7 protein-coding genes are annotated in these 14,165 nt (G+C 56.1%); 5 read left to right on the forward strand and 2 right to left on the reverse strand.

Annotated elements, in window-relative coordinates; genetic code table 11:
- Positions 1 to 372 precede the first annotated feature (372 nt).
- The 5 genes from rpoB to J9777_RS13475 all read left to right on the forward strand — a co-directional run bounded on the left by rpoB (position 373) and on the right by J9777_RS13475 (position 11,755).
- On the forward strand, positions 373 to 4,575 hold the full coding sequence (rpoB, locus tag J9777_RS13455; RefSeq protein WP_209349311.1) for a DNA-directed RNA polymerase subunit beta: 4,203 nt from the start codon (positions 373 to 375) through the stop codon (positions 4,573 to 4,575).
- A gap of 54 nt (positions 4,576 to 4,629) precedes the next feature.
- Positions 4,630 to 8,982 carry a DNA-directed RNA polymerase subunit beta' gene (gene rpoC, locus J9777_RS13460; RefSeq protein WP_209349312.1) on the forward strand — a complete coding sequence of 1,451 codons (4,353 nt, stop codon included), beginning with the start codon at positions 4,630 to 4,632 and terminating at the stop codon, positions 8,980 to 8,982.
- A gap of 118 nt (positions 8,983 to 9,100) precedes the next feature.
- Complete coding sequence (locus tag J9777_RS13465) at positions 9,101 to 9,820, forward strand: hypothetical protein (protein ID WP_209349313.1); 720 nt, start codon at positions 9,101 to 9,103, stop codon at positions 9,818 to 9,820.
- A gap of 79 nt (positions 9,821 to 9,899) precedes the next feature.
- A complete protein-coding gene (locus J9777_RS13470) occupies positions 9,900 to 11,099 on the forward strand; it encodes a S41 family peptidase (protein WP_209349314.1) in 1,200 nt (399 codons plus the stop codon).
- A gap of 197 nt (positions 11,100 to 11,296) precedes the next feature.
- Entirely contained in the window at positions 11,297 to 11,755 is a 459-nt protein-coding gene (locus J9777_RS13475) for a hypothetical protein (protein ID WP_209349315.1), read from the forward strand.
- A gap of 130 nt (positions 11,756 to 11,885) precedes the next feature.
- Here the strand turns inward: J9777_RS13475 and J9777_RS13480 are convergent, their stop codons facing one another.
- Complete coding sequence (locus tag J9777_RS13480; protein ID WP_209349316.1) at positions 11,886 to 12,929, reverse strand: polysaccharide lyase family 7 protein; 1,044 nt, start codon at positions 12,927 to 12,929, stop codon at positions 11,886 to 11,888.
- Between the two features lie 80 nt (positions 12,930 to 13,009).
- Positions 13,010 to 14,161, reverse strand: coding sequence for a serine hydrolase domain-containing protein (locus J9777_RS13485; protein ID WP_209349317.1), 1,152 nt, complete (start codon positions 14,159 to 14,161; stop codon positions 13,010 to 13,012).
- Positions 14,162 to 14,165 lie beyond the last annotated feature (4 nt).

Genomic DNA, 14,165 nt, shown 5'->3' on the forward strand with positions numbered 1-14,165 from the left:
AATAAGAAAGGGGGCGCTATCGCGATTGACGGAATGGGTCAATTAGTGGTGGAGGTGAGCCACTAGCGAGTAGCCCGTTCCCGTTTGACAGGCGCGGGCCGCATTCCTATATGGCCGTCAACCGCTACTTCGAGCGAGACAGACCATTGCGCGGTGGTAAGTCCAAGAACGGAAGTAGCTTTCCATAGCCCGCGACGCTTTTGAAGCTGCAGCAGCCCCCTGAAACGGGTGCGATTCGCTGCGGCCTTTTTGCGTTTGGCCGGAAGGTCATTGGCCAAAGGGTCGAGGGTTATGGTGTGTTCCCGCGCAGACACACTGATGACGCTGGTCAACGCGTAAGACCGGCCTATTATTTAAGAGGCAAATACCTCCATGGCGACCAAGGCAAAACCCATCCGCAAGTCGGGTGCAAACACCGGTACTGCAAAAAAGCGTATCCGTAAGATCTTCGGTGATATTCACGAAGTCACCAAGATGCCGAACCTGATCGAGGTTCAGCGCGAGAGCTACGAACAGTTCCTCCGCTCTGATCCTTCGATCGATTATGTTTCGGGCCTCGAAAAGACGCTTCGCAGCGTGTTCCCGATTCGCGATTTCGCCGGCACTGCCGAGCTGGACTTCGTGAATTACGAACTTGAGCCGCCAAAATACGACACAACCGAATGCCGCCAGCGCGGCATCACTTACGCCGCACCGATGAAGGTGACGCTGCGTTTGATCGTGTTTGAGGTCGACCAAGAAACCGAAACACGCTCCGTGCTCGATATTAAAGAGCAGGACGTTTACATGGGCGACATGCCACTGATGACCGGGAACGGTACGTTCATCATCAACGGTACAGAGCGCGTTATTGTCAGTCAGATGCACCGTTCGCCGGGTGTGCTGTTTGACCATGACCGCGGCAAAACCCACTCTTCGGGCAAGCTTCTGTTCGCTGCGCGCGTCATTCCTTACCGTGGTTCGTGGCTTGATTTCGAATTCGACGCCAAGGACATCGTCAATGTTCGGATCGACCGTAAGCGTAAACTGCCGGTCACTAGCCTGCTATTCGCGCTGGGCCTCGATCACGAGGGCATTCTCGATCACTTCTATGACACTGTCACTTGGGAGCGTGTATCGGGCAAAAAGGGAGATGGCTGGAAAATGCCATTCGACCCTGAAGCATGGCGCAATGCCAAGCCTGCCTTCGCACTGGTCGATGCCAAAACCGGCGAAGAAATCTTCGCTGCAAACCAGAAGATTTCCCCGCGCGCTGCCAACAAAGCAGCCAAGGACGGTCTCAAGGACCTGCTGATCCCAACCGAAGAAGTCTTTGCACGCTACGCCGCTCGCGATCTGATCGACGAGAAAACCGGCCGCATTTACATCGAAGCAGGCGATGAAGTCTCTGCCGAAAACCTCGAAGTGCTCGACGCCGCTGGCATCGACCGCCTTGAACTTCTCGACATTGATGAAATCAACACTGGCCCATGGATCCGCAACACTCTGGCAGTCGATAAGGCTGAAAATCGCGACGAAGGTCTCGAAGCCATTTACAAAGTTATGCGCCCGGGTGAGCCGCCAACCAAGGAAACAGCGGAAGCTCTGTTCGAAGGCCTGTTCTTCGACGGCGACCGTTATGACCTTTCGGCTGTTGGCCGCGTAAAACTCAACATGCGTCTGGAACTGGACGCTGAAGACACCGTGACCACGCTGCGCAAGGAAGACATCCTCGCGGTTGTGAAGGAAATGGTCGATCTGAAAGACGGCAAGGGCGAGGTTGATGATATCGATAACCTCGGCAACCGCCGTGTTCGTTCGGTCGGTGAGCTTCTGGAAAACCAATACCGTGTCGGTTTGCTCCGGATGGAGCGTGCCGTTAAAGAACGCATGAGCTCGGTCGATGTGTCGACTGTGATGCCGAACGATCTGATTAACGCGAAGCCAGCAGTTGCTGCGGTTCGTGAATTCTTCGGTTCGTCACAGCTTTCGCAGTTTATGGACCAAACCAACCCGCTTTCCGAAGTGACGCATAAGCGCCGCGTTTCGGCACTCGGCCCCGGCGGTCTGACGCGTGAGCGCGCTGGCTTCGAAGTCCGCGACGTTCACCCGACGCATTATGGCCGTATCTGCCCGATTGAGACGCCGGAAGGCCCGAACATCGGTCTGATCAACAGCCTGGCATCGTTCAGCCGCGTCAACAAATACGGCTTCATCGAAACACCATACCGTGCTGTCAAAGACGGCAAAGTAACCGGTGAAGTTGCCTATCTGTCAGCGATGGAAGAGCAGAAGCACGCCGTTGCGCAAGCCTCTGCTGCCCTGAACGACGACGGTACTTTCGTGGAAGACCTCGTTTCGGCCCGTCAGGCTGGCGAGTTCGTAATGCTGCCAAACGATCAAATCACGCTGATGGATGTTTCGCCCAAGCAGCTGGTTTCGGTTGCTGCCTCGCTCATTCCGTTCCTGGAAAACGATGACGCGAACCGCGCATTGATGGGATCGAACATGCAGCGCCAGGCTGTGCCATTGGTGAAAGCCGAAGCACCGTTTGTCGGAACCGGCATGGAAGAAACCGTGGCGCGCGATTCCGGCGCTGCGATTTCGGCCACACGCGGCGGTATCGTTGACCAAGTCGACGCGACCCGGATCGTGATCCGTGCAATCGGTGATGTTGAGCCCGGCCAGTCGGGCGTCGACATTTACACACTGCAGAAATTCCAACGTTCCAACCAGAACACTTGCATCAACCAGCGTCCGCTGGTGAAAGTTGGTGAGACGATTGAGCAAGGCGATATCATCGCTGATGGTCCGTCGACTGATCTGGGCGAACTGGCACTGGGCAAGAACAGCCTCGTCGCCTTTATGCCTTGGAATGGCTACAACTACGAAGATTCTATTCTGATCTCCGAGCGTATTGTGAAGGATGATGTGTTCACCTCGATCCATATCGAGGAATTCGAAGTCATGGCCCGCGATACGAAGCTCGGCCCTGAAGATATCACACGCGATATTCCGAATGTCGGCGAGGAAGCTCTGCGCAACCTCGACGAGGCGGGTATCGTCTATATCGGTGCAGAAGTGCATCCGGGCGATATCCTTGCAGGTAAGATCACACCGAAGGGCGAAAGCCCGATGACGCCGGAAGAAAAGCTCCTCCGTGCGATCTTTGGTGAGAAAGCTTCTGATGTTCGCGATACCTCGCTCCGTCTACCACCCGGCGTCGCCGGTACGGTCGTCGAAGTGCGTGTGTTCAACCGTCACGGTATTGAAGTCGATGACCGTACACGTGCGATCCAACAGGAAGAAATCGAGCGTCTGCGCAAGGATAGCGCCGACGAACGCAGTATCCTGAACCGTGCAACCTATAACCGCCTGCGTGACATGCTGACCGGTCAGACCACTTCTGCCGCGCCGAAAGGCGTCAAGAAGGGATCGAAGATCGACGAAGCCGTTCTAGAAGGCGTCGAGAAGCACGAATGGTTCAAATTCGCGGTTGCCGATGACAAGCGCCAGCAGCAGCTGGAAGCGATTAAGAGCCAGTATGACGAAGCCATCAAAGGCATCGAAGACAAGTTCGAAGATCGTAAGGAAAAGCTGGAGCGCGGCGACGAATTGATGCCGGGCGTTCTGAAGATGGTCAAAGTCTTCGTGGCGGTGAAGCGCAAGCTGCAACCGGGCGACAAGATGGCCGGCCGTCACGGAAACAAGGGTGTTATCTCGCGGATTCTCCCGCAAGAAGACATGCCGTTCCTGGAAGACGGTTCACCAGTCGATATCGTTCTGAACCCGCTGGGCGTGCCTTCGCGAATGAACGTTGGACAAATCTTCGAAACGCACCTCGGCATGGCCGCTCGTGGTCTGGGGCATCAGGTGACTGAAGCTCTGGAAGAGTGGAAGCGCGCAAACCCGAATGCGGCTGAAGACTATGCCAAGGCACAACCGCCGGAAGCCGTGATCGACCGTCTGAAGAATGCTTATGGCGATGATTACCACGGCGAAATCGATGCCCGCTCTACTGCGGAAATCGTAGAACTGGCGGGCAATCTGACCAATGGTGTTCCGATGGGTACGCCAGTGTTCGATGGCGCGATCGAAGGCGATGTTACCACCATGCTTGAGCGGGCTGATTTGCCCGGTTCGGGTCAGGTGACATTGTATGATGGCCGCACCGGTGATGCTTTCGACCGTAAGGTGACAGTGGGCTACATCTACATGCTCAAACTGCACCACTTGGTCGATGACAAGATCCACGCCCGTTCGATTGGCCCCTACAGCCTCGTCACGCAGCAGCCGCTGGGTGGTAAGGCGCAGTTCGGTGGTCAGCGCTTCGGTGAGATGGAGGTCTGGGCGCTCCAGGCCTACGGCGCCGCGTATACGTTGCAGGAAATGCTCACTGTGAAGTCGGATGACGTGATCGGACGGACCAAGGTTTACGAAGCGATCGTCAAAGGCGACGACACTTTCGAAGCGGGCATTCCGGAGAGCTTCAACGTTCTCGTCAAGGAAATGCGCAGCCTGGGTCTCAATGTCGAATTGTCCTCTCTCTCCGATGGAGAAGATGGCGATGACGATATGCAGATTGCCGCAGAATAAGCCGACTGAAGGATTGACCCTGACCCTCCCGAGCGAGGGAAACGGAGCTAAATTATGAATGATCTAACCAAATTCACCAACCAGCTGGCTAAGCCGGAAACCTTCGACCAGATCCAGATCGGTCTGGCCTCGCCAGAGCGTATCCGCAGCTGGTCTTTCGGCGAAATCAAAAAGCCGGAAACGATCAACTACCGGACGTTCAAGCCAGAGCGTGACGGCCTGTTCTGCGCGCGCATCTTCGGTCCTGTGAAGGACTACGAATGCCTGTGCGGCAAATATAAGCGCATGAAGTATAAAGGCGTCGTCTGTGAGAAGTGCGGCGTTGAAGTGACTGTGACCAAAGTCCGCCGCGAGCGGATGGGTCACATCGAACTGGCTGCGCCGGTTGCCCACATCTGGTTCCTCAAATCGCTGCCTTCGCGCATCGGTTTGCTGCTCGATATGCAGCTCAAGCAGCTTGAGCGCGTTCTCTACTTCGAAAGCTACATCGTCACCGAGCCTGGCCTTACTCCGATGGAGAAGTTCCAGCTACTGACTGAAGACGAGCTGGTCGAAGCGCAGGACGAGTATGGCGAAGACGCTTTCTCTGCCGGTATCGGCGCGGAAGCGGTCAAATTCATGCTGATGGATCTCGATCTGGAGCAAGAGCGTGACGATCTGATGGAAGAGCTGCGGACTACCAAGTCCAAGCTCAAGCCAGCCAAGATCATCAAACGTCTGAAAGTCGTTGAAAGTTTCATCGACTCGGGCAACCGTCCTGAGTGGATGATCCTCGAAGTTGTGCCGGTTATTCCGCCCGAGCTGCGCCCGCTGGTGCCGCTGGATGGTGGCCGTTTCGCGACGTCGGATCTCAACGATCTTTATCGCCGCGTGATCAACCGTAACAACCGTCTGAAGCGTCTGATCGAACTGCGTGCTCCTGACATCATCGTCCGGAACGAGAAGCGTATGCTTCAAGAAGCCGTCGATGCGCTGTTCGACAATGGCCGTCGCGGCCGTGTCATCACCGGTGCGAACAAGCGTCCGCTGAAATCTTTGAGCGACATGCTCAAAGGTAAGCAGGGCCGTTTCCGTCAGAACCTTCTCGGTAAGCGTGTCGACTATTCAGGCCGTTCGGTCATTGTTACCGGCCCTGAATTGAAACTGCACCAGTGCGGTCTTCCCAAGAAGATGGCGCTCGAGCTGTTCAAGCCGTTCATCTACGCCCGTCTGGACGCGAAGGGTCTTTCAATGACCTTGAAGCAAGCCAAGAAATGGGTCGAGAAAGAGCGTAAGGAAGTGTGGGACATCCTCGACGAGGTTATCCGTGAACACCCCGTCATGCTTAACCGTGCGCCGACGCTTCACCGTCTTGGCATTCAGGCATTCGAACCCGTTCTGATCGAAGGTAAAGCTATCCAGCTTCACCCGCTGGTCTGTTCTGCGTTTAACGCCGACTTCGATGGTGACCAAATGGCCGTCCACGTGCCGCTCTCGCTGGAAGCCCAGCTCGAAGCACGCGTGCTGATGATGTCGACCAACAACATCCTCTCGCCAGCCAATGGCAAGCCGATCATCGTTCCTTCGCAGGATATGGTGCTGGGTATCTATTATCTTTCGATGGACCGTCAGGAGAAAACCCCTGAGTACGTCGAAGAGAATGGCGAGAAGATCGAGAAACTGCCGCGCTTCACCGATATGGCCGAAGTGCACCAGGCTCTCGAAGTCGGTGCGGTTACGTACCACTCCAAAGTCATCACCCGCGTCCCGCAAGCTGATGAAGACGGCAAGATCGTCCTCAAACGCTTCATCACGACGCCGGGCCGTTTGCTGATCGGCGAATGTCTGCCGAAGAACCACAAGGTTCCTTTCGACATCATCAACCGCCTTCTGACGAAGAAGGAAATCGGTGACGTGATCGACCAAGTCTATCGTCACACCGGTCAGAAAGACACGGTGCTGTTCGCCGATGCGATCATGTCGCTGGGCTTCAAGCACGCGTTCAAAGCCGGTATTTCCTTCGGTAAGGACGACATGATCATCCCTGATTCCAAGGATGGCATGATCGAAGAAGCCAAGGCGCTGGTTGCTGACTATGAGCAGCAGTACCAGGACGGTCTGATCACGCAGCAAGAGAAGTACAACAAAGTCATCGACGCATGGTCGCGTTGTGGTGATACCGTTGCTGACGCGATGATGGATGAGATTAAGGCTCAGCCGGTCGACAAGGATGGCCGCCAGGCAGACATCAACGCGATCTACATGATGGCTCACTCAGGTGCGCGTGGTTCGCCAGCGCAGATGAAGCAGCTTGCCGGTATGCGCGGTCTGATGGCCAAACCGTCGGGCGAGATTATCGAAACGCCGATTATCTCGAACTTTAAAGAAGGCCTGACCGTTCTCGAATACTTCAACTCCACCCACGGTGCCCGTAAGGGTCTCGCGGATACGGCGCTCAAGACGGCTAACTCGGGTTATCTGACTCGCCGTCTGGTCGACGTGTCGCAAGACTGCACGATCGTGATCGAAGACTGTAAAACGTCGAACGCGCTGGAAATGCGCGCCATCGTACAGGGCGGTAGCGTTATCGCTTCGCTTGGTGAGCGTATTCTGGGCCGGACGACTGCAGAGGACCTCGTCAACGCGAAGACTGACGAAGTCATCGTGAAAGCGGGCACACTGGTTGACGAAGCCATGGTCAAGGAAATCGAAGCGGCCGAAGTTCAGTCCGCCAAGATCCGCTCGCCACTGGTTTGCGAAGCCGAGCAAGGCGTCTGCGGCAAGTGTTACGGACGTGACCTTGCCCGCGGTACTCCGGTCAATATCGGTGAAGCTGTCGGCGTTATCGCTGCGCAGTCGATCGGTGAGCCGGGTACGCAGCTGACGATGCGGACATTCCACATTGGCGGCGCGGCGCAGGTTAACGAAACCAGCCACCTCGAAGCGATCTCTGACGGTAAAGTCGAATATCGCGATATGCCGACCATTACCGACAAGCAGGGCCGTATGCTCTCGCTCGCGCGTTCTGGTGAAATCGCGGTGATCGATGCCGAGGGCCGTGAGCGTGAAATGCACAAGGTTCCTTACGGTACCGTCTTGCTCAATAAGAGCGGCGCGAAGATCAAGGAAGGCGATCGTCTGGCTGAATGGGATCCGTTCACCCTGCCGATCATCACCGAAACCTCAGGTAAGGTGACGTTCCAAGATCTGATCGATGGTACGACGATGGAAGAGCGCGTTGATGACGCAACGGGCATCGCCCAGCGTGTTGTTACCGAAAACCGTGCAACTGGCCGGAAGAAGAAAGAGGACCTCCGTCCTCGTCTGACACTGCTCGGCGAAGGTGAGACCATTGGCGAAGACGGCGAAACCGATGCCCAGCGTTATATGCTGGCACCGGGCACCTCGCTGTCGGTCGATGATGGTCAAGAAGTACAGGCAGGTGACATTCTTGCCCGTGCATCGCGTGAAGCTTCAAAGACTCGCGACATTACGGGTGGTCTGCCACGCGTTGCCGAGCTGTTCGAAGCCCGCATTCCGAAAGACAATGCGATCATCGCCAAGATTTCGGGCAAGATCGAATTCGTTCGCGAATACAAAGCCAAGCGCAAGATCGCGATTGTTCCGGATGCAGAGGCCGAGAACCAAGATCGCGTCGAGTATCTGATCGCGAAGACGAAAGTCCTCGATGTTCAGGAAGGCGATCACGTGAAGAAGGGCGATACCCTGATTTCCGGTAGCCCGAACCCACATGACATCTTGGATGTTCTGGGTGTCGAGCCACTGGCTGAGTATCTCGTTGACGAGATTCAGGAAGTGTACCGACTCCAAGGCGTGAAAATCAACGATAAGCACATCGAGACGATTGTTCGTCAGATGCTGCAGAAAGTTGAGATTACCAAAGGCGGCGACACTACGCTGCTCGCGGGTGAGCAAGTCGACCGTGCAGAAATGGACGAGTACAATGCGAAGCTGACGAAGAAGCAGGAAAAGGCCGAAGGTAAGCCAATTCTGCTCGGAATCACCAAAGCCTCGCTGCAGACACGTTCGTTTATCTCGGCTGCTTCGTTCCAGGAAACCACACGCGTGCTGACGCAGGCGGCGGTTGAAGGGAAGAAGGACACGCTTGTCGGTCTGAAGGAAAACGTGATCGTTGGCCGTTTGATCCCTGCCGGTACCGGCGCGGGTATGAACCGGATGCGTGTCACAGCCTCGAGCCGCGATGCCGCACTCCGCGCCGCATGGAAGAAGCAGCAAGACGCTCTTGCCGCTGCTGAAGCTGCCGGTGAAGTGATTGAAGAGCCGGAAACGGATGCTCCAGTCGACGCACCCATGGATGAGGCCGCGATGGCTGCAGCCATGGGCGGTTCTGGGGGCGGTGAAGCAGCTCCAGCCGCTGATGCGCCGGAGACGCCTGAAGCTGAATAAGCCTCAAGCCAACCAAACAAAAGACCCCGCTGGAACTCAGGTTCCGGCGGGGTTTTTTCTTGCCAGTTTCAAATGGTCGCGACAGACTTCGCCCACCTAGAACATCAAGGAGGGACTTATGAAGTTTGGCAAAATCCTTTTGGTCGCAGCGACATTTGCGCTGACACTGCCCGTACCCGTCTCCGCGCAGGACGAGAATGTCGTGGTGGTTACTGGTCAACGCTCTGACCGGTCGAGCAACTTTCAGTATTATGATGATGACCAGTCTGCAATCGGCTTCACGCGCAAAGCCGATTACTTTGTCAAACCGATCTATGTGAACTCGGACTCGCGCGGTGCCGATCTGCGCCGTGATGAACTGTTCTCGATGCTGCGCGCAACGATTGAACAGGCCAACCGCGACGGCATTTCGCTGATCGCGGGCGATTACGGTCTACGCAAGCTGACACTGGAGAACATGGAGAAGCTGTCGGTTAGATCCGGCGGAAGGCCCGATACAAGTCGAGTAACGATCTATGCCCGGCTGCCTGTATCCGGCGAAGATGCCCGGGCAAGCCTCGCGAATGAACGGATCGAGACTTTCGCCAAGGGGATTCCGGTGACCGGGCGGTCATTCCTGCAGACGGGTTCGATCAGCCTCGCGATTGATGACCCCGACCAGTACCGGATCGATGTTGTTCGCGCAGTTGCTGCGGAATCGCGCCGCTACGCGTCGCTATTCGGATCCGATTATGGCGTCGAAATACGCGGTCTCGATTCCGAATTGTTCTGGCAGCAGGCGAGCGAGACCGAGGTGTTCCTATATATCTCACACAGCTTCGTGATCAGCCCGAAATAACTTCCTGCTCTGCGGGAGCTTCGGTTCCGGTAGGGTTCGGTATCTTGTCCAACGGGCTTTTCCATCGTATTGGTGTATTATGACTGCAATACGATGGGCTTTGCGATTGATATTGGGGCTGGTTGCGCTGTGCGCCGTGCTGCTGGTCTTGGATATCACGACATATGACCGGCAAGCGGTCTTGAACGATTATTCGCGGCTCAAGCAGGGGATTGCTCAAAACTACTCAAATTTGGATTGGCTCATTGAGCATCGGAAATTCGACCCGGCCGCGCATGATGCGGCCACCCAATCGAGGTTGGATAGCTCGCTCGGGCGAGTACAGGCCTATTTCGCTATTAGGGACTTTGTTGGCGGTTTTGGCGACCCGCATCTGTTTATAGCGCGAGGCACTGCACCAGCGGGAGTGCAGCGTGTCGGAACAGTATCTTTGCTCGAAGGCACCGGTCGCGCGTCCGATGGCCCCGATTGCGCTAGCGCGGGATATGAAACAGATGACCGTACAACTTCGTTGATCTATCCCGATATGGCGCGTTGGGAACCGACCGAAAGTACGTTTTTCCCATCGGGCGTTATCGGAGGAACGGGCTTTGTAAGGATCGCCGCCTTTGGCGAAGATCAATATTTGGACGCTTGCCAAATTGCTTGGAAGCCCGGCCTCGATAGCCGCGATTTGCAGCTCGCTACGCGCGAAGTTCTGCAAAGCGAGCTGCGGAGCATTCTACAAGAGTTTACGAAGAGCGGTGTCGAGACGGTACTCGTCGACGTAACGGGCAATGGCGGTGGCAGCGAATGGGCCAGTGAAGCAGCCGCTCTTTTTGCTAGCGGCGAACTGGTTCGATCGGCGGTGCGCATGCCCGACCCGCAATGCGACCGGATGCCCATCTGGCGTGGCGTAACTGTATGCCCGATTTTTGCCGCCTTTGAGACTGGAGATGCTGGTGTCGAGACACTTGAAGGCGAAGGGGTTTGGGACGGCGCGCTGGCCATATTGGTTGATCGCAACTCCGCATCGGCGACCGAAGCATTCGCAGTCTGGCTTCATGGCAGCAACAGGGCCCGACTTGTCGGAGAGAGAACACTAGGTGCAGGTTGCGGGTTTATTGGTGGTGGAAGCACGGTCGAGTTCGCCAGTCTGCCGCTTCACGTAATGATACCAAACTGCTCGCGCTTCACGCGAGATGGCACAAATGAGATCGAAGGTCTTGCACCGGACGTCCACATGCAGTGGTCCAATACCGCGAAGCAAGAAATGCAAACGCTCCTAGATAGGTTGTGAACACCGGTTTGTGACAGCGCAGCGGCCAGCTTGCTTGTTTGCAGGTATCCGATAACCAGCGCCCACAGCCGCTCTACGCCTGCCCTCGAAAATTCAATCCGTGTGACCCCCGTCACAGCGGGCCATGTCTGACCATCCCAAAAGGAGTGCGGATCTAGAGGGGATCCCAAGCAACACTCGTTTCAGGGAACGATGACATGAAAAAACTACTGACAATTGCCGCTGCGATTGGAGCAATGACTGTATCGACACAGGCACAGGCCGGTGCGGCGGCGGTATGTATCGAGAAAGATACCAATAGCGCGGGTAACACCTATGACATGGAATATTTCATGCGCTGGGGTAAAAGCCCCAATGTCGACGGCTTTACAGCCTTGCGTGCCGCGCGGCGCGATCACAGGCGCAGCTATCCCAACAGCACACCTTATTGCCGGCACACGGGCACAGAAAAATTCGCTGATGGCGGATACTACGTGCTGATCAAATCAGGCCGCGAGAAGGACATGGATGGAGCGCATATGAACCGTTGGGCGCTGGGCTTCGGGATCGACCGGACCCAGGCGATACTCGATGCGAAGAAGGAACTGCGCCGGCGTGACTCGCTGTGGAACGAGCGGACGCATGGTTACGAAATTGACGATGAAGACGAAATCTAGGCGGCCCTGACCGACTGGAGGCCCGCTGGACCTGCGACCCGGTTCGGCGGGCTACCCATTCAGGAAACGAACCCGCCGGAGCGCACGCTCCAGGCGGGTTTCGTTTGTCTTCACAGTACTTGACCCGCGATTATTTCTTAGGCGGTGTGGACTCGCTTACGACAAGCCGCGAGAATGTTGCCTGGGCATAGTCGCCATTGGCCTTGTCGGTTTCCCAATCACCCGTTCCGGCGCAGCCGGCGTACCAAAATCCCGGTTTTGTCGCGACGCTGCACTGGTTGTAGGCGCCGGCTTTGAAATATAGCGTGTCGCCGCCGTAGCTATAGGGATTATCCAGCTCATCGACGCCTTTGATCAGGCTAACCGCATGCCCGACTTCGCCGAGCCGGTCGTTGGTGAAGTTCACATACATCGTATTGCGATGGACGTTGATCGTATAGCTGAATTCCTCGCCCAGCTTGATCCCCTTTTCACCGGGATCTTCGGGATTGTCCCAAAGGTTGCCGAAGACCGGAACGGCAATGTCCTTACGGTCGGGATTGTCTCTGGCCAGATTGCGTTCGTAGGTCCAGAAAACCGATCCATATTCGTGGCCGGGCCATTTCTTGTAGTAGATTTTGATCGGTTCGTTGCCATAGCCAAAGCCGCTGCTTGTGCTCTTATATTTGGTCGCGTGAATTTGGCCGATTACCACAGAATAGGCGGGTGCTTTGTTGGGATTGCCGGCGTTTTTCGCAACGTGATCGACCTTGAGTGTCGCTTCCATCTTGCCGCCAATTGAAGCGAATTTGTCCGAATCCTTACGCGCCTCCACTGCGAAATTATTGCCGCCATCATGCGTGCCGATTCGCGTGTTTGTTCCGCGGAGCATCTGACGCAATTCGCTGCGCGTGTTGGAGGTGTTGGCCGTTGTTGTTGCCTTGTTCGGCGTGGCAAAAACCATCCCGCCATCTTCATCGAGATAGAAGAAATCTGGATGCGAGTATTTCTGAATGGCCTTGACGTTGATTTCGTCCGGCTTCTTATCGCCGTCCTCGTCAATCGGCAGCGTGATCTTCCACTGGCTGAGGTCAAACTTGGATGCCGGGACTGGCGCGTCGTCCGCAGATGCTGTGGTTGCGGTTAAAAATAGGGGTGCCGCTAAGAGCGCGGCTTTGACTAGTGTCGCTTTCATAGCGATTCCTCACCTTGGTTTATGTTCTGATATATCCCTAGCGTATACCAAATTAACACACTCTGTCTAACCAATCGAAGTTAGGCGTAGGCGATGCGTTCCAGCGTTGCAAAAGCCTCCAGTGCGCCGGGATCACCGAACGGTGAAAGCTGCGTGATAAAGACACCTGCGATACCCTTACTTGGGTCGATCCAGTAATAGGAATTGAAGATACCTGCCCAAGCCAGGCTGCCTGCCGAGCGGCGTCCTTCGACCTGTTCCGGATTGATCAGAAAGCCAAGCCCCCAGCCCGTATGTTGCTCGGGGAAAGTGTCATAAGGTGGTGCCAACTCAGGCATGGACGAAGCCATGTACCCGGCCCGCAACTCGCCGATCTGGTTGCAAGACATGTCCGCGATTGCCTTTTCCGAAATGATCCGCTGACCGTCCAATTCACCGCCGCGCAGGACCATACGCAGGAACCGGGCATAGTCAGGCGCGGTCGAGGACAGTCCTCCTCCGCCGCTTTGCACTTCTCCGGCGCCGAGACTGACCGGCATGATTGCGAATTCTCCGCCGGGCATACGCATGTGCACTTTCGCAGCGTCTTCTGGAAGCACTGCGCGAAACGCCGTGTCCGTCATCCCCAGCGGCGCAAAGATATTCGCCTCCAAATAATCACCAAGCCGCATCCCGGTTGCCGCCTCAATGGCCATCCCTACCCAATCGGTCGCAACGCCATATTCCCACTTTTCGCCGGGATCGAACAGCAGCGGCATCTGGAAATTCGCTTTGGAACCCGGCGTTGGCATTCCGGTGTTCTGGAAATATTGCAGCACTTCGCTTTGGACAAAATGATAGCCGAAGCCTGCTGTGTGAGTCAGCAGATGGCGCAATGTGATCGCACCTTTGGCCGGGCGCAGCTGCGGCGTGCCATCGTCGGCAAATCCGGTCAGCACTTGTGGGTCGGCGAGATCGGGCAATAGGCCTTCAATCGGACCATCTAGGGTCAATTTGCCTTGCTCGACCAATTGCATCGCGGCGAGCGACACGACGGCTTTGGTCATCGACGCTATCTGGCAAATCGTGTCGAGCGCCATCGGCTTACCGGCCACCGCATCGCGCATACCCCATGCGCCGCTGAAGCGGATGCCATCCTTGTCGACTATCATTGCGGAGGCACCGGGCAATCCGGCTGTTTCGATCGCCTTGGCGAGTGCTTTCTCTGTGCTCATCGGGCGAACGCTAGCCATGGTG

This window comes from Pontixanthobacter sp. CEM42 (assembly GCF_017812015.1).
GTDB lineage: Bacteria > Pseudomonadota > Alphaproteobacteria > Sphingomonadales > Sphingomonadaceae > Pontixanthobacter.